Source organism: Thiomicrorhabdus chilensis DSM 12352, from assembly GCF_000483485.1.
GTDB lineage: Bacteria > Pseudomonadota > Gammaproteobacteria > Thiomicrospirales > Thiomicrospiraceae > Thiomicrorhabdus > Thiomicrorhabdus chilensis.
Genome location: NZ_KI519609.1, coordinates 514,766 through 536,782, shown reverse-complemented (window position 1 = coordinate 536,782; position 22,017 = coordinate 514,766). Strand labels below are relative to the sequence as shown.

Annotated in this window: 18 protein-coding genes; 14 read left to right on the top strand and 4 right to left on the bottom strand. The window is 50.2% G+C overall.

The window, feature by feature from the left end; translation table 11 throughout:
* Positions 1-195: 195 nt before the first annotated feature.
* The 4 genes from B076_RS0102565 to B076_RS0102550 all read left to right on the top strand — a co-directional run bounded on the left by B076_RS0102565 (position 196) and on the right by B076_RS0102550 (position 6,070).
* Positions 196-1,242, top strand: coding sequence for a GGDEF domain-containing protein (locus B076_RS0102565; RefSeq protein WP_028485923.1), 1,047 nt, complete (start codon positions 196-198; stop codon positions 1,240-1,242).
* A gap of 43 nt (positions 1,243-1,285) precedes the next feature.
* A complete protein-coding gene (locus tag B076_RS0102560) occupies positions 1,286-2,341 on the top strand; it encodes a CobW family GTP-binding protein (RefSeq protein WP_028485922.1) in 1,056 nt (351 codons plus the stop codon).
* A gap of 449 nt (positions 2,342-2,790) precedes the next feature.
* Entirely contained in the window at positions 2,791-5,058 is a 2,268-nt protein-coding gene (gene nrdA, locus B076_RS0102555) for a class 1a ribonucleoside-diphosphate reductase subunit alpha (protein ID WP_028485921.1), read from the top strand.
* 175 nt (positions 5,059-5,233) lie between these two features.
* On the top strand, positions 5,234-6,070 hold the full coding sequence (locus B076_RS0102550) for an HDOD domain-containing protein (RefSeq protein WP_028485920.1): 837 nt from the start codon (positions 5,234-5,236) through the stop codon (positions 6,068-6,070).
* Between the two features lie 52 nt (positions 6,071-6,122).
* Here the strand turns inward: B076_RS0102550 and cysQ are convergent, their stop codons facing one another.
* Positions 6,123-6,968, bottom strand: coding sequence for a 3'(2'),5'-bisphosphate nucleotidase CysQ (gene cysQ / locus B076_RS0102545; protein ID WP_028485919.1), 846 nt, complete (start codon positions 6,966-6,968; stop codon positions 6,123-6,125).
* Positions 6,965-7,555 (bottom strand): ADP compounds hydrolase NudE, encoded by a 591-nt coding sequence (gene nudE, locus B076_RS0102540; protein WP_028485918.1) that lies wholly within the window; start codon positions 7,553-7,555, stop codon positions 6,965-6,967. The genes cysQ and nudE overlap by 4 nt, the downstream gene beginning before the upstream one ends.
* Before the next feature lie 35 nt (positions 7,556-7,590).
* On the opposite strand from nudE, the gene yrfG reads away from it, so the two are divergent.
* A complete protein-coding gene (yrfG, locus tag B076_RS0102535) occupies positions 7,591-8,253 on the top strand; it encodes a GMP/IMP nucleotidase (RefSeq protein WP_038150363.1) in 663 nt (220 codons plus the stop codon).
* Positions 8,254-8,328: 75 nt separating this feature from the next.
* Here yrfG and B076_RS0102530 read toward each other — a convergent pair whose 3' ends face one another.
* On the bottom strand, positions 8,329-8,958 hold the full coding sequence (locus B076_RS0102530; protein WP_028485916.1) for a thiopurine S-methyltransferase: 630 nt from the start codon (positions 8,956-8,958) through the stop codon (positions 8,329-8,331).
* A 207-nt stretch (positions 8,959-9,165) separates the two neighbouring features.
* On the opposite strand from B076_RS0102530, the gene B076_RS0102520 reads away from it, so the two are divergent.
* From B076_RS0102520 to B076_RS11910, 8 genes are all read left to right on the top strand, one after another.
* Positions 9,166-9,699 carry a redoxin domain-containing protein gene (locus B076_RS0102520; RefSeq protein WP_028485915.1) on the top strand — a complete coding sequence of 178 codons (534 nt, stop codon included), beginning with the start codon at positions 9,166-9,168 and terminating at the stop codon, positions 9,697-9,699.
* A gap of 14 nt (positions 9,700-9,713) precedes the next feature.
* Positions 9,714-10,430, top strand: a complete 717-nt coding sequence (locus B076_RS0102515) for a spermidine synthase (protein ID WP_028485914.1) — start codon at positions 9,714-9,716, stop codon at positions 10,428-10,430.
* 119 nt (positions 10,431-10,549) lie between these two features.
* Positions 10,550-12,493, top strand: a complete 1,944-nt coding sequence (locus B076_RS0102510; protein ID WP_028485913.1) for an ATP-binding cassette domain-containing protein — start codon at positions 10,550-10,552, stop codon at positions 12,491-12,493.
* Positions 12,494-12,745: 252 nt separating this feature from the next.
* Entirely contained in the window at positions 12,746-13,879 is a 1,134-nt protein-coding gene (gene nrdB, locus B076_RS0102505) for a class Ia ribonucleoside-diphosphate reductase subunit beta (protein WP_028485912.1), read from the top strand.
* Positions 13,880-14,090: 211 nt separating this feature from the next.
* Positions 14,091-14,375, top strand: coding sequence for an amphi-Trp domain-containing protein (locus tag B076_RS0102500; protein ID WP_028485911.1), 285 nt, complete (start codon positions 14,091-14,093; stop codon positions 14,373-14,375).
* Between the two features lie 11 nt (positions 14,376-14,386).
* Positions 14,387-16,033 carry an aminoglycoside phosphotransferase family protein gene (locus B076_RS0102495; RefSeq protein ID WP_028485910.1) on the top strand — a complete coding sequence of 549 codons (1,647 nt, stop codon included), beginning with the start codon at positions 14,387-14,389 and terminating at the stop codon, positions 16,031-16,033.
* Entirely contained in the window at positions 16,026-16,937 is a 912-nt protein-coding gene (locus tag B076_RS0102490; RefSeq protein WP_028485909.1) for a GAK system ATP-grasp enzyme, read from the top strand. The genes B076_RS0102495 and B076_RS0102490 overlap by 8 nt, the downstream gene beginning before the upstream one ends.
* Positions 16,934-18,088 (top strand): HprK-related kinase B, encoded by a 1,155-nt coding sequence (locus B076_RS11910; protein ID WP_051347132.1) that lies wholly within the window; start codon positions 16,934-16,936, stop codon positions 18,086-18,088. The genes B076_RS0102490 and B076_RS11910 overlap by 4 nt, the downstream gene beginning before the upstream one ends.
* 124 nt (positions 18,089-18,212) lie before the next feature.
* Here the strand turns inward: B076_RS11910 and B076_RS11905 are convergent, their stop codons facing one another.
* A complete protein-coding gene (locus B076_RS11905; protein WP_038150360.1) occupies positions 18,213-19,139 on the bottom strand; it encodes a histone deacetylase family protein in 927 nt (308 codons plus the stop codon).
* Positions 19,140-19,172: 33 nt separating this feature from the next.
* Between B076_RS11905 and B076_RS0102475 the strand changes: the two genes are divergently transcribed.
* Positions 19,173-21,866: a bifunctional acetate--CoA ligase family protein/GNAT family N-acetyltransferase gene (locus B076_RS0102475; RefSeq protein WP_028485908.1), complete on the top strand. Its 2,694-nt coding sequence runs from the start codon at positions 19,173-19,175 to the stop codon at positions 21,864-21,866.
* Positions 21,867-22,017 lie beyond the last annotated feature (151 nt).

Below are 22,017 nucleotides of genomic sequence, written 5' to 3'. Positions count from 1 at the left end.
GAAGCCAACATAACAATTTGATGACCGCTTTATGACAAAAAAATGAAGCTTGGGAATGAATCATGATGATTTTTGCTTATTCCGAACACTTTAGATGATTTAGAAATTCAGCCAGAGACGCTTTTGATGTAGAATTGTAACGCTAATTTTTTTAGTATTTTTAAACGCAACGAAAGCTTTGTAAGAGATTCGGCAATGAAAAAAGACGAAAATTCGGTTATCCAACGCTATTCAGCCGATTCAAAAACAAGTCACGAATGGTCTCAAAAAAGTCTGGATAAAATCCAGGCACTTAAAGTGCCCAGCAATCCCGTTCACTTTACACTCATGTATGAACTCCTGAGCCAATCAGACCCTTACTTCAGTGAAGAAGTGGAGCGCTTAATCCGTGAAAACAATTATGATAACGAAACCGCCGAAAAGCTTTATATTACGCTGATTACCCAGATACTCTACAAAGCGTTACCGGCTGAAAAGGCCTGCAAACTTCTAAACGACCTTCTATCAACGCTTGAAAACTGGATTCAAGATTCAAAGCAAAGACAAGAGAAACTTGACGCCGGCTTGGCCAGTCTTAGCCAATACGACCTGCCTCAGGCTGTAGCGGATACGCTGCACAATGACGTCCTTCCCAATGTAAACGGCATTGTGAAAGATACGCAACACCTGGAAAAAGAAGTGGTTCGCACCTCAGAAGAAGTTCGACTGTTAAAAGAAGAACTGGAACGCACCACCACCATCGCCAAAACCGATGAACTGACGAATATCCCCAACCGTCGCGGCTTCAACGAAATCATCAAGAAATTGAGCCAAAACGCCCAGGAACAACAAGCCAGTTTTGCCATTATTCTTTTGGACTTGGATCACTTCAAACAAGTCAATAACACCTTCGGCCACCTGATTGGTGACAGCGTACTCCGATACATTGCCAAACTGTTGCACAAAGAAACCAAAGGCCAAGACAGCATCGCCCGTTTTGGCGGAGAGGAATTTGTTGTCCTTTTGCCCAACACTCAATACGATGCGGCCATTCAAGTGGCCAACAACATTCGCACTAAAATAAATGCTCGCCCATTGCAGATCAAAACCAATCAGCAAACCCTGAGTCTTTCCATTTCCGCCGGGGTGGCCATGTATCAGATGGGTGAGGATCTGGACAAGCTCTTCCATCGTGTTGACCAATGTCTGTATAAAGCCAAAACCTCGGGCAGAAACCGGGTGTGCGGCGAAAGCGAACTCTAAGCCATGCAAATGCAGACCACACCCAGCTTTTAACATTACGCACATGCATCCACAGCTCACACACGTTAACCTCATCAGTGGCAGCCTGGGTTCCGGAAAAACCACCCTCATTCGTCACCTGCTATCACAAAAGCCAAGTGACGAACGTTGGACGCTACTGGTAAACGAATTCGGCGTCATGGGCATTGACGGCGGCATCCTCTCTGGACACCACAACGTCCAGGTAGTGGAGCTGCCCGGAGGCTGTATCTGCTGCAGCGCCCAAAACGAACTCAAACAGAGCTTGCAACAGATTCTCGATGCAACGCAATACCCGCACAGAATCCTGATTGAACCGACAGGCCTGGGAGAACCCGATGTGATTTATGACATCCTGCTCTCCTTGAAGGCGGCCAACAGAATCCGCCTACAAACGTTCTTTGCGGTCATTGACAGTGCCGCCACGCGCATTGATGACTTAAACACCTACACCATCCAGCAAAACCTGCTCAACATGGCAGATGTTATTCTCCTCAACAAGCAGGACCTGGCACAACCTGAACAAATCGCCAAACTGCAGGCGCATTGCCGAAGCCTCTATCCGCCCAAAGACCCAATCCTCTGCAATCATGCCGAGGTCGATCAAAGATTGATTGACCTGCCGACCACGACACCGGTAATTCAAGAACCTGGATTCAAGACGATTCTGCATCACACCGATCGTAGTGGTCACTCACACACAACTTCACCACAACAGGACAAAGTGACATTCAGCCACATCGATTTTGGTGTCCAAGTTAAAACCATGCATAAGCGGGAACAGGGCGTTCTGTCGTTAGGTTATGAGTTTGACGCAAAGCTCATCTTTGACTGGCAAGCACTGCAACGATTATTTGAATCCCTGCCAAAACTGACAGGCCTGGTCAAAATCCAACGCGCCAAAGGACTTTTTAAAGTCGGAAAGCCCTGGATGCTTTTTCAGTGGAGCCAGCATCACGTCAGTCGAGAATACATCGCCTACCGGCGCGACTCGCGTTTTGAATTGCTTATCAAAGAAGAGCCTGCTTTCAACCTCGAAGCATTTGAACAAGAACTTAAAAACTGCATTCGGCAACCTTAAGTCCTGAATCTTTGGATACAAACATAAAATCAAAATCGTCAAGTCCCGACAAGATTCTCTTTTAAAAATCAGCGATAATTTTTTTTACACCTAGATAGAAAATTTTATTTAGTTATTTTTTAAAACATCAACATAGTTATCCACACCCCTATAGGCATGATTTACTGCATGATTGATCGACTTTTCCACAGGAAATCGTTGTGCGACTTACTTAAAAAGCGGTTTTCAAACGTGTTGCGTCAAACACAAAAATCTACTATATTTTGCGTTAGCAAATCCATTGCTCAACTACATCTTGTAGAAAAGCAATCCGATAGGCACAACGTATTATCTGCGCAATCTAGAGTATGTTTTTGCCTTTCCTTTCTAAGCTTCTGAATTTGCTAAAAAAACCATTTTAACCATAAAAAACTCTTGCCAACTTTTTATACACAGGTTTAACAACGCTCATGACGAATCAGAACATCCAGGTCTCAAAACGTAACGGAACCAAAGAACCCATTGATCTTGAAAAAATCCACCGCGTCATTACATGGGCCTCGGAAGGACTCGAAAACGTTTCCGTTTCCGAGGTTGAGTTACGTTCTCACATTCAATTTTACGACGGCATCACCACCTCGGACATTCACGAAACCATCGTAAAATCGGCCGCCGACCTGATTTCTGAAAACGCCCCGGATTACCAGCATCTTGCCGCACGTCTGGCCATTTTCCACCTGCGTAAAAAAGCCTTTGACCGTTTCACGCCACCGACCTTGTTTGAACACCTCAACAAGATGGTGCGTACCGGCCTGTATGATTCACAGATTTTAGAAGACTACAGCAAGCAAGAAATTGACGAACTGGACGGTTACATTCAACACGATCGCGACATGAATTTCAGTTATGCCGCGGTCAAACAGCTGGAAGGCAAATACCTGGTTCAAAACCGCGTAACCGGCAAAATCTACGAAAGCCCGCAGTTCATCTACATGCTGATTCCGATGTGCCTGTTTGCGCATTACCCAAGCGATACCCGCTTGCAGTTCGTTAAAGACTTTTACGACGCCTCTTCGCTCTTCAAGCTCTCTTTGCCCACCCCGATCATGTCAGGCGTGCGTACCCCGACCCGACAGTTCAGTTCATGCGTATTGATTGAATGCGGGGACTCTCTGGACTCCATCAACGCCACCTCTTCTTCAATTGTGAAATATGTGTCGCAACGCGCCGGGATAGGGGTCAACGTGGGCCGCATTCGTGCCTTAGGAAGTGAAATCCGCGGAGGCGAAGCTTACCATACCGGTATGATTCCGTTTATCAAACACTTTCAAACAGCGGTTAAATCCTGTTCACAAGGTGGGGTTCGCGGTGGAGCGGCCACCTTGTTCTTCCCGATCTGGCATTTGGAAGTGGAATCGCTAGTCGTATTGAAAAACAACCGCGGGGTGGAAGAAAACCGTGCCCGTCATCTCGACTACGGCGTACAGATCAACAAGCTGATGTATCAACGCATGATTGAAGGCGGAAACATCAGCCTCTTCAGCCCATCCGACGTACCCGGCCTGTACGATGCGTTCTTTGAAGATCAAGAAGAGTTCGACCGTCTCTATAAAATTTATGAAGCGGATGAAAGCATTCGCAAAAAGACGGTCAAAGCCCTGGATTTGTTCACTCAAATCGCTCAGGAACGTGCACAAACCGGCCGTATCTATGTGCAGAACGTCGATCACTGCAATACGCACAGCCCGTTCGATCCTGCCAAAGCGCCGGTTCACCAATCCAACCTGTGTCTGGAAATCGCATTGCCGACCAAACCGCTCAACTCGGTCGAAGACCCTGACGGTGAAATCGCCCTGTGTACCTTATCCGCATTTAACCTGGGGGCGCTGAACAACCTGGATGAGCTGGAACACCTGTCTAACCTGATCGTACGTGCTTTGGACTGTCTGCTGGATTATCAGGATTATCCGGTCGAAGCGGCTCGTCGCGCCAGCATGGGACGACGCACTTTAGGTGTCGGTGTCACCAACATGGCTTATTATTTGGCCAAAAACCACACCAAATATTCGGATGGTTCCGCCAACGGTCTGATGCATCGCACCTTTGAAGCGATTCAGTACAACCTGCTGAAAGCATCCAACAATCTGGCCAAGGAACAGGGAGCCTGCGAATATTTTAATGACACCACTTATGCGCAAGGCATCTTGCCGATTGACACCTATAAAAAAGATTTGGATGAAGTCTGCCAAGAACCTCTGCATCAAGATTGGGAAAGCCTGCGTGAAGAGATCAAGCAGCACGGTTTGCGTAACTCGACCCTGACGGCCCTGATGCCCTGCGAAACCTCATCTCAAATCACCAACTCCACCAACGGAATCGAACCACCTCGGGGCTACGTCTCAGTCAAAGCCTCAAAAGACGGCATCTTGAAGCAAGTCGTTCCCGGCTTTAAAGAGCACCGCGACGATTACGAGCTGTTGTGGCAGATTCCGAACAACCGTGGCTATCTGCAGTTAGTGGGCATCATGCAAAAATTTGTCGATCAGGCGATTTCCGCCAACACCAACTACGATCCGGCACGTTTTGATGAGGACAGAGTGCCAATCAAACTGGTTCTGCAAGACTTGTTGTACGCCTACAAAATGGGGCTAAAAACCCTGTATTATCATAACACCCGAGACGGCGCGGATGACAACCAGGAAGACGACGGTTGCGCAGGCGGAGCTTGCAAGCTGTAAGTCTAAAGCCATACAGATAAACCCTCAAAAGCCCCATTAAATTTCAGGGGCTTTTTTTTGCCCCCTAGCTGACAACTTCTATACATTCTTTTACGTCAAAAAATCTATAATGAAAACTTATATAACCCGTTTGCAGAACCTAAAATCAGTGTGCACCAAGAGCCAATAAAAAAATATGAGTTTCAAAAATCAAATTGACGTCGCCGAACAGCTTCTAAACAAAATTGAGATTCCTTTACTGCCTAAAGAGGTGCTCGACCTGCAAACCCTTTTTAACAAGAGTGATATGCCCGACCCTCAGGAAGTCAAACGCCTGATCTCCTCCAATCCTTTTCTGGCGGGCGAACTGATTTGCTTGGCAAACTTGCCGACTCTGTCGAGCCGTAGCCACATCCAAATCAAAGACATCGACAGCGCCATCTATCGATTGGGCAATAAACAACTCAAAAACTTCATTTTATCGATCTATGTTAAGAAACTGCTGAATAACCCCCAAATCAAAGGGCTCAGTTACCACAGCCAAAACATTGCCATCATCAGCGCTGAAATCGCCCGATTCAGCCGCTTTATGAGTGTCGATGAAGCTTATCTTCTGGGGTTGATGCACGACATCGGCTCATTTGCCTTGAGTGAACTGGACAACGTCTACGGACAAACTTTTGTCGGTAAACTGGTAGACCACTACACTTCACATAAACTGGAATATGCCGAATTCGGCACCACCCATTCCGCATTAGGATACGTCATCGCCAAATCTTGGCGGATTTCCAACTTCATCAGCCAGAGCATTCTGCTGCATCACGAACCCAATCTCCACTCCATCAAAAATGAAAAACTCAGACACTACATCGCGATTATCGAAATGGCGCATGCCATCTCTATTAAACAGAAACACGCCAAACAGCCGTCGGCAGAAGCCGACTCAATTTATGAGGAATGCCAAGCGATTTTAGAATTGAGCGACGAACAGCTGCACGACATTCAAGTCAATGTCAAAGAATTGCTCTTCTGAAGTTTGCCAACTGATAAATGGCGACGCATGGATAATGCCGATAATGGCCTGACTACGGAAAATCCGGCCAAGGATAATTGGTATCGCCAATCACCATGAAATGAGGATTGAGCAGCGATTCAGACTGCTGATAAGTCAAGGCAAGTCCCTGCTTGTCGAGCAGCTTTCCGCCCGCTTCTTCCACCACGCATTGAGCGGCGGCAGTATCCCACAAAGAAGTCGGCCCAAAGCGCGGATAGACATCGGCAGCCCCTTCGGCCACCAGACAGGTTTTGATGGCCGATCCCATTTTAACCGTTTCCACCGACCCCAAAGCCTGCATGAACTGTTTCACCGAGCCTCCGTGTCGGCGACTCACCGCCACCCGAATCGGCTGTTGTGAATCCAATCTTTGAGAGAAAATGCGCGATTCGGGCCGCATACAGGCCTGCCAGAATTGCAAATCTGGATTTTCCGGAACCCGGTTTTTATAGGCTCCCAGACCTGCCATGGCGCAATACAATATCCTCGTGACCGGCACATAGACCACCCCCAGAACCGGCTTGCCCTCGGCTACCAATGCGATATTGACACTGAACTCCCCGGTGCGTTCAATGAACTCCTTGGTGCCATCCAACGGGTCCACCAACCAGAAGCGCGACCAGGCCTGCCGATTCTCAAACGGGATCGTTTCGATACTCTCTTCGGTCACCAAAGGAATGTCCGGAGTCATAATGCGCAACGCTTCGGAAATCAATTCATCCGCCTCTTTATCCGCCAACGTGACCGGCGTACCATCGGACTTCTGCTCCACCTTAGCGGGTTCGGCCGCAAAATAAACGCTTAAAATCCGCTCACCGGCCTGCACCGCAATGCGACACACTTGTTGCAACCAGGCCTGCTCATTCTTGGCATTCATCCAATATGCCCCATCTCTTGCAATACCAACATCAAAGCCGCATAAGCGCGCCCCTCGCTGAAATCCGGGTGTTGCAACAAAGCCGGCCAATCGCGCAATTTCCACGGCACCACTTCCAAAGGTTCGGGTTCATCCCCTTCAGCAGGTTCATGGTTTAAGCCAGTCGCCAGCACAATATGGGTCTGATGCGTCATATAACCCGCCGCCAGGCTCACCGAATCCAACAGACGGACGTCACTGGGCAAATGACCAACCTCTTCCTGACTTTCACGCAAGGCGGCTTCTTTCCAAGTCTCACCCGGATCGATCTTGCCTTTGGGAAAGCCCAGTTCATAACGACCTACTCCGATGCAGAATTCACGAATCAGTAACATGGTCTCACTGTCCAGCATGGGTATAATCAACACTGCGCCGTGCGGATTGCCCAATAGACGTTCATAAATCACCTCGGTGCCATTTGCAAACTGCAGGGCTTGAGACTCGACGGTAAAAATGCGAGACTGAGCCACGATGTCTTGAGACAGGACTGTGGGAGAAGCAGCAGGGGAGGACGAACCGGATTCGTCTTTGTCAGATATTTTTTTCATAAACAGCATCATACGCCAAGGAAATGAGATTGCCAATGAATCCCAAACTGGACTGGTCAAAAATTGATACCGTGTTATTGGACATGGATGGAACCCTGCTGGACTTGCACTTTGACTGGCACTTCTGGATGGAATACCTACCGCAAGCCTACGCCGAGAAAAACGCACTGACGTTAAAACAGGCCAGTGAAATCATCCATAGTAAAATCCAGGATCAACAAGGCACGCTTAACTGGTACTGTCTGGATTACTGGAGCGATACGCTGCAATTGCCGATTGCCGAACTCAAACGCGAACTCAAACATTTGATTCAGGCACATCCGGACGTCATCGACTTTTTGGCCAAACTCAAACAGATGGGCAAACACGTCATCATGGTCACCAATGCCCACCGCGACAGCTTGGCGATCAAACTGGAAATGACCGAGATCGGCCAGTATTTCGACCACCTGATTTCAGCCCACGATTTCGGAACTCCCAAAGAAGACATCCGTATCTGGTCGGAAATCCAGACCGTACAGCCCTACGACCCCAAACACACCCTGCTGATCGACGATAACCTGCACGCGCTCGACACCGCCCAGCAATACGGCATCGAATTCCTGTTGTGCGCCACCCACGTGAGCCCCAAACTCGACAAGGTCGATCCTCAGGGTTTCGAACATTTTGAAAGTTTCAAAGAGATTACACCGCTTTAAGTGACGTTTTAAGCGCCACTTACTTTATCCCCGGTTTTTCGCCAACTCAATGATGCCGAAAACCGGCAGGCCTGTTCAAAACCGAATCACATACACTTTTTCAATGGCCTCAACGCCTTTTCGATTAAAGCCCTGTTCGGAGACTTTTCTCACCTCACAGCAGGCTGCAAACAGCTCGTGAATTTCGTTTTCAGAAACCGAAAAAGGCGGTCCCGAAAGTTCGGATTCGTCATACTCCATGGTCACCATCAAACACACAGTTCCCTCAGGTAAGATCGCCTGAAGATGGTCGGCATAGGCGCGGCGCATGGTCTTCGGCAAAGCCACAATCGCAGCGCGATCATACACTGCCTTGACGGAGGTGCAATCCGCCCGACTGAGGTCAAAGAAATCACCACACAATAAAGTCATCGCACCCAGTTCATACCCGCAAAAACGCTCATGCTGAACCGGCTGCGCCTCAATATGGTTTTCGCTCAAAAATTCATCCAACGCCTTTTGACTGAGCTCCACCCCCAAGACTTCATGCCCTTGCTCTTTTAACCAAAGCATATCCAAAGATTTGCCGCAAAGCGGCACCAGTACCGTCTCATCGCCTTTCAAATCGAGACGGCTCCAGTGCTGCTGTAAAAAGGCATTGATTTCCGTCTGATGAAACCCGACCACGCCGCTGTCCCACATTTTGTGCCAAAACTCTGCCTGCATACCCTTTCCTCTTTGAACGTCTTAATCAACCTGGTTCATGAACAAAAGCCTGACGCTTTTCATTCCAATCCATTTCATCACCACATCAGAGCCTCAAACCCTCTATAATGTCTTGCATCCGATGTCAGCTGCGCCGGACTCCGCAACCAACCGAGCAGAATAGCGCACCTTTGGCCTTAAATCAAAACCCGAAAGCGAGTTCAGAGTATGAAGGAATCACCCGAAAACCAGCAGTCCTCCCCTACGTTTTGGCAAAAAAGCTGGGTCAAAAACAGCCTGACCGTGCTGGTCTTTGTCATCGCCTATCTGAGTTTACGCCCTTTCATGCAAGGTGACGTAATACAAGGACAAGTGCCCGACATCCAGCTAGAAAGCATCAGCGGAGAAACCGTCTCCCTGCACGATTTGCAAGAGCCGTACCTGATTCACATCTGGGCCACCTGGTGTCCGATCTGCGACATCACCAAAGGCAGTGTCGAATCGGTCGCCGAAGATTACCGTGTCATCAACATCGCCACCCAATCCGGTGACGACGATCTATTGCTGGCCTACGCCCTGCAAAATGAGCTCAACCCGCAACTCATCGTCAACGATTTTGACGGCAGCTTGATGCAGCAGTTCGGAGCCAAAGCGGTGCCGGCCGACTTCATTGTCGGCCCAAACGGTCAAATCGAATTTGTCGAAGTCGGCTTCACCAGTGAAATCGGCCTGCGCCTGCGCCTATGGTGGGCGGGACTGTAAACACACGGAGTTTTATGTACAACGGATTTACCATTTTCAGCGCCGAGGACGAATTCGGCCCCATCAAAGTCGTGGAAAACCGCACCACCCGCAAACTCTATTTCGATTCGCCGGTGGAACAAAGCTGCTTTTACCTCAAGGCTCCGATGACCCTGAACTTTGAATACCAGCAAAAAATCATCGACCTGCTGCTCAAATTTTCCGAACGTTGTTCCTCCAAGGATTCGCACCCCGACTTTCGCGTGCTCATGCTTGGACTTGGTGGCGGCAGCATGGCGCACCATCTCTACCACACCCTGCCCAATTTGCAGATGACCGTGGTGGAACTGCGTCAAACCGTCATCGACTGCGCCTACCGGTTTTTTCAGCTGCCCGATGTGGCGGAAATTGAGACCCTGCAGGAAGACGCCTTGGAATTTGTCACCGACAACGATTTTGCCTACGATGCGGTGATTGTGGACCTGTTCGATAGCCACGGCATCCCCGCCGATTTCAGCGCCGAAAACTTTCAGTTAAATCTGCTGAGCCAACTCAACACACCAGGCCTGTTGATTTTCAATTTATGGAACCAGATGCGCCATCATGCAAGCGACCCCCTGAAACCCACCAAAGCCAGCGGACAGATTCTCAATCACTGGCAAAACCTGGTCGCCAACCACAAAAACCTGCGCCAAACCCGCTACAATATCGAATCCAGCGACAATCTGCTGCTGGCGGTCGAACAAAACTGAGCAGGCCTGTGCAAAATAAAGCTCATCGGACAAATACAACAAATCCACCTGAACGTTACACAAGGTATAATCTACCCAATTCATTTCAACCCGACTTAGAGAGTGCTTAAAGGATTTCAATGGCCCTACTGTTTCTACGCGACATCACCTTGAGTTTCGGCTCCGCGCCCTTACTGAACAAAGCCAGCCTGCAGATTGAACCCAACGAACGGGTCTGTATCGTGGGCCGTAACGGCGAAGGAAAATCCACCCTGCTCAAAGTCATTGAAGGCCAAATTCAGCCCGACGGCGGCAGCCGCATTCTGCAAGACGGCCTTAAAATCGCCAAATTGCAACAGGAAGTGCCGCACGACACCACCGGCAGCGTCTTCCATGTGATTTCCAGCGGCCTGGGCAACGCCGGCCCCCTGATCGAACGTTTTCACCAGATTAGCCTGGAGATGGAAAACGACTATTCCGAAGCTTTGATGGAGGAGTTCACGCAAGTACAGCAGCAGATCGACAATCAAAACGGCTGGGAACTCAAACAGCGGGTGGAAACCATCATCTCCAAACTCGGCCTGCCGGGTGAAGCCGAATTCTCCAATCTCTCCGGGGGCATGAAACGCCGCGTACTTTTAGCGCAGGCCTTGGTTCAGGAACCGGACATTCTGCTGCTGGACGAACCGACCAACCACTTGGACATTCCGTCGATTCAATGGCTTGAAGGCTTTCTCAAGACCATCCGCTGCAGCCTGGTGTTCATCACCCACGACCGTGCCTTTTTGCAATCTCTGGCGACGCGCATCGTCGAACTCGATCGCGGCAGACTCTCCAACTGGGAATGCGATTACCACACCTACCTGGAGCGCAAAGCCGAACAGCTAGAAGCCGAAGCCAAACAGAACGCCGAATTCGACAAGAAACTGGCACAGGAAGAGACCTGGATTCGCCAGGGCATCAAGGCACGCCGAACCCGCAACGAAGGCCGTGTTCGCGCCTTGGAGAAGTTGCGTTCGGAACACAGTGCGCGTCGCAGCCAGCAAGGCAAAGCCAACCTGCAGTTGAATACGGCGGTCACCTCCGGCAAACAGGTCATCGAAATCAAAGACCTGAGTTTCAACTTTGAAAACCGTATCATCGTCACCGATTTTTCCAGCACCATTCTGCGTGGAGACAAGGTCGGCATCATTGGTGAAAACGGCTGCGGCAAATCCACCCTGCTGGCATTGATTCTGGACAAACTGCAACCGACACACGGCACGGTCAAACTCGGCACCAACATCGACATCGCCTACTTTGACCAGCATCGCGCACAGCTGGATGAAAACAAAACAGTGGCCGAAAGCGTGATTTCGGAAAGCGATTACGTTGAAATCAACGGCGTGCGCAAACACATCATCGGTTATCTGGGCGATTTCCTGTTCACCCCCGACCGTGCCCGTCAGCCGGTGAAGGCGCTTTCCGGAGGCGAACGCAACCGTCTGCTGCTGGCTCGTGTATTCGCCAAGCCGTCCAACCTACTGGTGCTCGATGAGCCCACCAACGACTTGGACGTGGAAACCCTGGAGCTGCTTGAAGAATTGCTGTTGGATTACAAAGGCACCGTGCTCATCGTCAGTCACGACCGCGCCTTCTTGAACAACGTGGTCACCAGCTCCATCGTGTTTGACGCACCAGGCATCGTCAACGAATACGTCGGTGGATACGACGACTGGTTGCGCCAGCGTCCGGATTTCTCGGAATCCGCTAAACAGGAACCAAGCAAAAACCAGACTCAATCAAAAACCCAAAGCAAAACCGACAGGCCTGCTGAAAATCAGGCGGCTAAAACCTCGACCAGCAAACCCAAGAAACTCAGCTATAAAGACCAGCGCGAATACGATGCTTTACCGGGTTTGATTGAGGAATTGGAACAGGCACTGGAATCTTTGAGCGAACAGATGAACCAGCCCGATTTTTATCAGCAGGACGAGGTCAAGGTGCAAGCGACGCTGAAACAATTGGCGGACAAAGAAGCCGAACTGGAAAACGCATTTGAACGTTGGGAACTTCTTGAGGCTCAAGTCATGGGTGAAACCTAACACCGCTTTTTTGCTTGGTGACTCACACATTCAAAATCTCACCCGGCGTCAAATCTGCTTTTCAGGCAGCGCTTTTCTGCCTTTGAGAAAAGCAGTATCCTCAATCGGGAATCCGCCACCTAAGGGTCTTGTAAACGGCCCAAATGAGAATTTGTCGCAATCATTAAATTGTTTTATTTAAATAGTTTTTAGTTGGCGGCAATTATGTATAAAATAGTCCGACTTGTTGTTTAATCCGGGATACGCATAGATATGAGCTGTAAAGACCAACACACCTACTCCACCTTTTGTCGCGAGCAGAATAACGCACTGAAAGAACCCATGTTTTTTGGACAAAATGTCAACGTAGCGCGTTACGATCAACAGAAGTATCCGTTTTTTGAAAAACTCATCGAAAAGCAGCTGAGTTTTTTCTGGCGTCCTGAAGAGGTCGATCTTTCCAGCGACCGTACCGAATATGCCAATCTGCCCGAGAATGAACAGCACATTTTCATCAGCAACCTCAAATATCAAACCCTTCTGGATTCGGTTCAGGGGCGCTCGCCAAACGTGGCGCTGCTGCCTTTGGTTTCCATTCCTGAACTGGAAACCTGGATTGAAACCTGGGCGTTTTCGGAGACCATCCATAGCCGTTCGTACACCCATATTATTCGTAATATCGTGTCCGACCCTTCGTTGGTGTTCGACGACATCGTCACCAATGATGAAATTGTCAAACGTGCCGTCAGCGTCACCGAATATTATGACCAGCTGATCGCCCTGACCAATCACATGTATGCCAACCGCATTGATTTGGAGAAGGACGACGAGTTCCGTAAAAAAATCAAAACCGCGATGTATCTGACCATCGTGTCGGTAAACGTGCTGGAGGCGATCCGTTTCTATGTCTCTTTTGCGTGCAGTTTCTCGTTTGCGGAACGCTCGTTGATGGAAGGCAACGCCAAGGTCATCAAACTGATCGCCCGCGATGAGGCACTGCACCTTTCCGGAACCCAGAACATGATCACATTGATGGCCGAAGGCAAGGACGATCCGGAAATGGCGGTCATCGCCAAAGAGCAACTGCAAGCCACCTACGACATTTTCCGTCAGGCCGCCGAGCAGGAAAAACAGTGGGCCGAGTATTTGTTCAAAAACGGTTCCATGATCGGCCTTAACGCCAGCATCCTCAAGGACTATGTGGAGTACATCACCAATGTGCGCCTTAAAGCCATTAAACTGGAACCGATTTTTGAAAACAAAAGCAATCCGCTGCCATGGATGAACAACTGGTTGGTCAGCGACAATGTGCAGGTGGCACCGCAGGAGTCGGAAATCAGCTCCTATCTGGTGGGTCAAGTGGACTCCAAAGTGGACAAGGACGACTTCACCGACTTCGCCCTCTAATCGCTATCGTTTCAGGCATTTAGCCTCCAAAAAATCGCCTCACAGTCTCATTTCTGTGAGGCTTAAAGCCTTACCAACAAGGCTTCCAATAAGATTTACAACACTTATCCTGTCATAAAACTTTCATAAGCATCACCGATTATTGATCGCGCTTCCACCCTTTTTCGCGTTATACTAATTGCCTTGTTTGAGGTAGACGGGTTAAGCAACCATGGCTAAAAAAATTAAAGATTTCTCACACGAATCCCTGCAGGACAAAGAAGCCATCGCCAACTATCTGAAAGCGGTGATGAAAGGCTTCAAGAAAGGTGAAATTGTATTGTCCGATGACGAAGACGAACTGACCCTGACTCCGGAAACCCTCGCCAAATTGAAAATCAAAGCAGAACAGAGCAAAAAATCACAAAGCCTCAGCATCAAAATCAGTTGGTCCTCGGACACCGAATCCTCCATTGACGATACCCCTTTGTTTATCGATGCCAATAAAACGAAATAATTGATGGCGTCATGAAAACACCTGCTGAACTCTTTGACCCACTGCGTTTCCTGATCATTGAAATCCACAAACAGCTCCAATCACTGGAAGCCTTTTTGGAAACTGCGGATAAGGAACTGGCCGAAAAAAGCCTGGCTCGGGTCGACTACATCGACAATTTCCAAATCACCTTGCTCAACCGTACTGCGGAGTATCTGCTGGTGGAGTGTCGGAAGGCATCCGATGACGACATTCAGATTCTGACTCAAAGTTATCAGCACCTGACCCACAGCCTGAAAGAGCTCTCCAGACAGTTGGAACGGATCGCTTACCAAGCGCTCAATATGAGCGGTTTCAAACTGCTTCAGAAGCCCGCTCTGGCAAAAGCCTTAGATACTTTACGCACCGGATTGGAGCTGATTGAGACGGCGATGCTTTCCGAGACTTCACAGACCGCGGTCGACATCTGTCGTCTGCAATTACGCATCAGCAAACTGTGTCAACAGCAACTGGAAAATTATCAGGAGCGCCTCAAAAAAGGCCAGCAGACACAAGCCCTGTTAAACGCCAGCTTCATCATCAAGGACATCAACCAACTTGGTGACGGGCTTTTGCGTATCGGCGAAGCCATCCTTTCCGCCAACCTCGGGCAAAGCATCAAGCTGGAACGTTACCACTCTCTGGAAGAGACCTTGAGTGCGCTTGACCTTGATCCAAATGCCCCGCAGTTCTCCATCACCAGCATGGCCGAGACCAAATCCGGCTGCACCATCTCCGGTGTCTCAAGCAACGACCCGACCGATGATGAGTTGCTGGCGATCTTCAAGGAAGGTCAAAAACAGAAATTGCTGGACGAGAAAAAAGGCATTGAAAGCTGGAATAAGAAATTTCCCGGCATTGCGCCCAAGGTTTATTCCTACCATAAAAGCGGTAACAAAGCAGCCTTGCTCTATGAATATCTGACCGGAGAGACCTTTGACAAGTTGATCGTCAACCTGGACCGTAAAAACCTGGAAGCCGGACTGAACCAACTGTTTTCACTGCTGCTGGAAATCTGGGAAGAGACTCAAATCAAGGAGCGCCATTCGGCCAACTACATGGGGCAACTTAAGAAACGCCTCAAGGACGTTTATCGGGTGCATCCGGATTTTGACGTGCGCGGATTCAAAATCGGAGACGTCGAACGCATCTCTCTGGAGTCTTTGCTGAGCAAAGCGGCACGTCTGGAAAAGAAATTCCGCCCGCCCAAAAGCGTCTACATTCACGGCGACTTCAATGTGGACAACATCATTTACGATCCGCTTGAAAAGCAGATCAGTTTCATCGACCTGCATCGCTCCGAATATTCCGATTATGTACAAGACCTGTCGGTGTTCATGGTTTCCAATTACCGCATGCTCAATTTCGACCCCAATGTGCGCAAATTGATTGCGCTCACCATGCAGGGGGTTTATGAGTTCGGTGAACGTTATGCAGAACAGATCAATGACCAGAGTTATCATCTGAGAATGGCGTTGGGGTTGGCGCGCTCGTTCCTGAGCTCCACACGTTTCGTACTCGATGAAGAGCATGCCAAAGCCATGCACTACCGTGGTCGGTATCTGCTTGAACAGTTAATCAAACTCAACACCAAACAACATACAACTTACCGCATTCCAAAGGAAATTTTCCGTGAATAAAACTCCGTCCGAACTCAAAATTGGCGTAGTCGGCATTCCCGGCAAATGGTCGACCGAAGTATTGGCCGATGAAATCGAAGCCCGTACCGGCTTCCGCTGTGTGATCGATATTGAAAAAGTGGTCGCCGACCTCTCCAAACCCGAAGTACTCTACAAGGATCAATGCTTGTGCGAGCTCGACGGCATCATCATCAAGAAAATCTCCCAGACCTACTCACCTAAAGTACTCGACCGCCTTGAAATCCTGCGTTTTGTGGAGTGCTGCGGCGTGCAGATATACTCCGATCCTGCCGAAATCATCCGTCTGGTCGACCGAATGAGTTGCACCGTATCGCTCGCCAAAGCCAAGATTCCGATGCCGGAAACCCTCATCACCGAAGATCTGGAAGCGGCCTTTCAGGCAGTACACAAGTTCGGAAAAGTGGTGCTTAAACCGCTGTTTTCGACCAAAGCGCGCGGCATGGAAGTGCTGTCGAGCAAAACACCGGAAAAGCAGCTCAAAAAACAACTGCTCGACTACTTTAACGTACATGGCTTCTTTTATGTGCAGAAAAAACTCGACCTCCCCGGCCATGATATGGGTCTGATTTTCCTGGGCGGTGAATACAAAGGTGCTTACGCCAGGGTCTGCAATGGCAACAGCTGGAACACCACCATCCATTCAGGCGGAAAATATGCCCAAGTCGAACCCAGTGATGAGATAATCGCCATGGCGCATAAGGCACAAGCGCAGTTCAACCTAAGCTACACCACCGTTGACATCGCCGAAACTGAAACCGGACCGGTCTGCTTTGAGGTCTCCGCATTCGGTGGATTCAAAGGTGCCCAGGACGGTTTGGGACTGAATATGGCGGCACAGTATGCCGATTACGTCATAGACAAGCTGTTGAATAATCCGACATGAGTACTAATCCTAACGCGCAAAACCTACTCGACTACCTGCTGAACACCTCTAAAGAGGCCCGGCTTCAACCCAAAGGGCTTTCCCTTGACTTAAAGGGATTCCCTTTAGAGGTGCGCAGTAATTCACAAGCCTTGCTTGAGACTCTGCGGTACTATTTTGCCGGACTAAGCGAATGGAGTTCGACCTCAAACTTGAGTTCGGAGCAAACCATTGTCGTCTATCAGAGCGACGTCCTGGAAAACGCCATTCAACAAACCGAGTGGCAGGACTGGCAAAGAGAGCCCGGAAAAACCGGCCGCAAGGATGCCGTGGCCGACGTTCGACTGGATGAGCATCCAGTACGCCTGCTTCATAAGGTCAAAACCGGCATGCTGTTTATGCAACCTGCTCCGTTTACGGAGGCGGTGTCCCCCATGGCTTTCGGACCGGCGGAAACCCATAGCAGCCAGATCATCAACTTTGTCCTCACCCAATATCTGAACCACCACCTGCGCCATCAATGGCTGCTGGGGCATGCCTCGGCCTTGCAGATACACAACCACGGCCTGGCGATTGCCGGACTTTCCGGAGGCGGGAAATCCACCTTGATGCTGCACCTGTTGGAAGAGGGCCAACATTTCATCAGCAATGACCGTTTACTGATGAAACAACAAGACGACGGTTTTTTGAGCATGCGCGGCATTCCCAAGCAACCACGCATCAATCCGGGCACCATCGTGCATAATCCGCGATTACAAAATTTGATCAGCCAAACCGAACGTGAGCGCTTCCTTGCCATGCCCAGCGAGTCCTTACGGGCTCTGGAACAAAAGTATGACGCGCCGGTAAACCAACTCTATCATGAAGATTGTTATCAAAGCGAAGCGCAACTCGACGCACTCTTCATTCTGAATTGGCAGGCGCTAAGTCCGCTCCGAACCCAAGTGACGGAAGTCGACATCAATGATAGAAAAGAGCTGCTTCCCGCCATTATGAAAACCCCGGGGCCTTTCTACGCCCCAAATGAAAACGGCTTTTTGGCCAATGGCTTCGAACCCGAACCACAGGACTACCAAACCCTGTTACAACACTGCAAGGTCTATGAGATCACCGGAAAGATCGATTTCGAAAGCGCCAAGCGGCAGATACAGGCACTTCTGAAAAATTTTTGATTGGCTCTGCCGTGAAAACCGTTTATGGCAGAAACAAAACCAAATAAAATGAGCAGGCTTGTCCATTTTCAGGCGTCTTGAAGAAAAGAGTCAATACAATCACACCCTAGCTTAATGGCTGGAGCTAGGCGTTCAAACCAAACAATTCCTTGATATGTTCGGCGGCACTCATGCTCAAGGCCGCCAGGTCGTAACCGCCTTCCAATACCGAAATCACCTTGCCGTCGGCACACTCATCGGCAATGCGCACAATCTCACGGGTAATCCACAGGTAATCCTTTTCGTGCAGGCGCAGATTGGCCATCGGGTCCAGAAAATGGCCGTCGAAACCGGCTGACACCACAATCAATTGCGGATCAAAAGCACGTAAAGCCGGCAATCCCTGGTTCAGCCAGGCTTCCTGAAAAACGGCGCTGTCACTGTACTTTTCAAGTGGCATCTTCACCATATTCTGCACATCGGAAAACGGGTCGCTGAAAGGATACAACGGAGACTCGAAACTGGAACCCAACCAGACTCGAGGCTCACGGCGAATATAGGATTCGGTGCCGTTGCCGTGGTGCACATCGAAATCGACAATCGCAATGCGCTCATAGCCGTATTTTTGCAACGCATAAGCCGCGCCTATGGCGACATTGTTGAACAGGCAAAATCCCTTGGGTTCGTTGTATTCGGCGTGATGCCCAGGGGGACGGACATTGCAGAAAACCCTTTTGGCACGCCCGCTTTCAACCGCGTCCACCGCATCCAATACGGCACCGGCCGCATGGCGGGCGGCCTGCAAAGAACCGGGGCTTAAGCTAATGTCCTCACCGATTTCCCTGACGCCTTTTTCCGGCAGAGCCTCAGCAATCTGTTTCACCAGGTCAGGATGATGTGCCAAACTCAACTCGTCATCGCTGGCGGCGCGTGATTCAGCATGTAAAAACCAGTCAAACAACTGCGTGCTGATGAGTTGATCCTGAATCCGCGCAATCCGCTCGGGCATTTCCGGATGTCCCAACCCATTGTCATGCAAACGACACAGAGAATGAGTAATATAGAGGTTCATGCAACCGTTCTCCTAAAAGGCAAGAGGGTAAAAATGGGACCGCATTATCTATCGAAGCTTTTCAAACCTCAAAGCGTGGCCGTATTCGGAGCCAGCGACCGCCCGGAATCAGTCGGCGGCAATGCTTTGCACAACCTGCTTACTGCCGGCTTCAAAGGCCCGATTTACCCCATCAATCCTAAACACGACACGGTTCAAAATCAAGCGTGTTATCCGAATATCGAACAATTGCCCGACATTCCCGAACTGGCCGTGATCGCCACCCCGGCACACAGCATCGCCTCCATTGTCCAGGCCTGTGGCGAAAAAGGCGTGGCCAACCTGGTGATTCTCTCTGCCGGCTTTGAAAACGAAGCGGGCAAACGTCTCCAACAGCAGATTGCCGCGACCGCACACGCCTACGGCATGCGCTTATTAGGCCCCAACTGTCTGGGTATCTTGCGACCCGAAATCGGCTTGAATGCCACCTTCAGTAAAAATCAGGCGCAAGCGGGCAACCTGGCTTTGGTTTCGCAATCGGGGGCTTTATGTACGGCGGTTCTGGATTGGGCGGAAGCCAATGATGTCGGGTTTTCACAAGTGATTTCCACCGGGGATGCCGCCGACATCGATTTTGGTGAGATTCTGGACTTTCTGGCCGCCGATTCAAAAACCCACAGCATTCTGCTCTACATTGAAGGCATCGCCGATGCACGTCGTTTCATCAGCGGCCTCAAGGCGGCGGCACGCATGAAACCGGTGATCTTACTCAAATCCGGAAGAATGCCGGAAGGCACCCGAGCGGCACTCTCGCATACCGGCGCATTGGTCGGGGCCGATGACGTTTTCGACTCGGCCATTGAACGCGCCGGTGCGATTCGAGTGCAGACCATCTCGCAACTGTTTGCCGCCGCCAAAACCCTGTCCGACCACATTACCCTTAAAAACAACCGCCTGGCGATCCTCACCAATGGCGGCGGTCCGGGTGTAATGGCCACCGACCGTGCGGCAGAACTGGGCATTCAGATTCCGCAACCTGAAGAAACACAAATCAAAGCCTTTGATGCCTTTTTACCCCAACACTGGTCACACGGCAACCCGATCGACATTCTTGGAGACGCCACCGGCGAGCGTTACCGCAAAGCCCTACAAGTCTGCCAGGACGATCCTCAAGTCGACGGCATTCTAGTGTTGCTGACCCCTCAGGCGATGACCGAACCGACTGAAATCGCCGAAGCCGTCACCGATTTTTATCACAATACGCCCCATTGCAAACCGATTTTCACCGCCTGGCTTGGAGAACGCCTGGTGAGCGATGCGCGCAATCATTTCAGCCGCCACCAGATTCCAAGCTTCCGCACCCCGGAAGCGGCGGTTGAAGCATTTGCTTTTTTGTCAGCCTACCATCAAAACCAACGTCTGCTGATGCAGGCTCCGGCCACCGCCAACCAATACTGCGAACCGGCCGACGTCAATGGCGCGCGCCTCATCATAGAAGCCGCTCTCGGCGAACAGAAAACCTTTTTAAGCAGTACCGAAACCCGCGCCGTCATGCACGCTTTCGGCATCCCGATCACCGCAGCGGTCGAAGTGAGCAATGCCAATCAAGCCATGGTGGCGGCTGAATCGCTGGGCTTCCCGGTCAGCATCAAGGTCAATTCCCCCAACCTGACCCACAAGTCAGATGTCGGCGGAGTCAAACTCAACCTCCACTCAGTGCAGGAAGTGCGCCATGAATTCACCAAGATGGTGGAACGCATCCAGCAAGCGCAACCCGATGCCAATATCCTTGGTGTGACCGTTGAACCCATGCACCCCACCTCCCACGCCCGAGAGTTGTTGATCGGGGTGATGCGCGATCCTGTCTTTGGCCCCGCCATTACTTTCGGAAGTGGCGGAACCGCCGTGGAAGTCCTGCAAGACCGCAGTATCTCCCTACCGCCACTGAACGCCTACATCGCCAAGAAAATGATCCTCCGCACCAAAGTCTCCAAAATGCTCGACCATTTCAGAGGGCTGCCGGCGGTCGATCTCGATTCCATTGTGGATGTGTTACTGCGCATCTCCGACATGGTTTCGCAATTACCGGAAATCATGGAGCTGGACATCAACCCGCTGTTTGCCGACGAGAATGGCGTGATGGCGGTGGATGCACGCATTCGAGTGCACTCCAGAGAGGGACAGCACACGCCTTACCAGCATATGGCCATCCATCCTTATCCGGCGGAACTGAGTCATAAAACACAGACGCAAACCGGGCTGGAGCTGACAATTCGTCCGATACGTCCGGAAGATGCCAAAATGGAAATCGACTTTGTTAAAAATCTCTCGAAACGCAGTCGTTATCTGCGTTTTATGAATAACCTGCAAACGCTGACCCCGGAGATGCTGTCACGCTTCACGCAGATCGATTATGACCGTGAGATGGCCTTTATCGCCACCACTCAGAATGCACAGGACGAAACCATTGAGATCGCAGTGGCGCGCTATACCACCAATCCTGACGGCCACTCCTGCGAAATGGCGATTGTGGTGCGTGACGACTTCCAGCATCAGGGGGTCGGCGCTTTGTTATTGCAAAGTCTGATACGTCAAGCCAAATCCAAAGGTCTGAGACAGATGGAAGGAGAAGTGCTGACGGAAAACCGCGGCATGCTCGAACTGGCGAAACAGTTTGGCTTCAGACACAAGGTTTTAAGTGACGATCCGCAAGTCACCGCCATATGCCTGGATTTGACGAGTGCTTAACAACACTTAAAGGTGGCGAACGACCCTTAGCGAAACTTTTCATTCCCCCGCTTGTTCAATGAGAGTAAGTGCAGGTTGGGTTCTGTAAAACAGACAGGCCTGTCCGTTTTTCTCATGGCTGTAGAGATTGCAAAAGTTGCATAGGTTGCAA

Coding starts and splice junctions, on each gene's coding strand:
- B076_RS0102565 (WP_028485923.1), top strand. CDS start 196: ATGAAAAAAGACGAAAATTCGGTTATCCAACGCTATTCAGCCGATTCA.
- B076_RS0102560 (WP_028485922.1), top strand. CDS start 1,286: ATGCATCCACAGCTCACACACGTTAACCTCATCAGTGGCAGCCTGGGT.
- nrdA (WP_028485921.1), top strand. CDS start 2,791: ATGACGAATCAGAACATCCAGGTCTCAAAACGTAACGGAACCAAAGAA.
- B076_RS0102550 (WP_028485920.1), top strand. CDS start 5,234: ATGAGTTTCAAAAATCAAATTGACGTCGCCGAACAGCTTCTAAACAAA.
- cysQ (WP_028485919.1), bottom strand. CDS start 6,968: ATGAATGCCAAGAATGAGCAGGCCTGGTTGCAACAAGTGTGTCGCATT.
- nudE (WP_028485918.1), bottom strand. CDS start 7,555: ATGAAAAAAATATCTGACAAAGACGAATCCGGTTCGTCCTCCCCTGCT.
- yrfG (WP_038150363.1), top strand. CDS start 7,591: ATGAATCCCAAACTGGACTGGTCAAAAATTGATACCGTGTTATTGGAC.
- B076_RS0102530 (WP_028485916.1), bottom strand. CDS start 8,958: ATGCAGGCAGAGTTTTGGCACAAAATGTGGGACAGCGGCGTGGTCGGG.
- B076_RS0102520 (WP_028485915.1), top strand. CDS start 9,166: ATGAAGGAATCACCCGAAAACCAGCAGTCCTCCCCTACGTTTTGGCAA.
- B076_RS0102515 (WP_028485914.1), top strand. CDS start 9,714: ATGTACAACGGATTTACCATTTTCAGCGCCGAGGACGAATTCGGCCCC.
- B076_RS0102510 (WP_028485913.1), top strand. CDS start 10,550: ATGGCCCTACTGTTTCTACGCGACATCACCTTGAGTTTCGGCTCCGCG.
- nrdB (WP_028485912.1), top strand. CDS start 12,746: ATGAGCTGTAAAGACCAACACACCTACTCCACCTTTTGTCGCGAGCAG.
- B076_RS0102500 (WP_028485911.1), top strand. CDS start 14,091: ATGGCTAAAAAAATTAAAGATTTCTCACACGAATCCCTGCAGGACAAA.
- B076_RS0102495 (WP_028485910.1), top strand. CDS start 14,387: ATGAAAACACCTGCTGAACTCTTTGACCCACTGCGTTTCCTGATCATT.
- B076_RS11910 (WP_051347132.1), top strand. CDS start 16,934: ATGAGTACTAATCCTAACGCGCAAAACCTACTCGACTACCTGCTGAAC.
- B076_RS11905 (WP_038150360.1), bottom strand. CDS start 19,139: ATGAACCTCTATATTACTCATTCTCTGTGTCGTTTGCATGACAATGGG.
- B076_RS0102475 (WP_028485908.1), top strand. CDS start 19,173: ATGGGACCGCATTATCTATCGAAGCTTTTCAAACCTCAAAGCGTGGCC.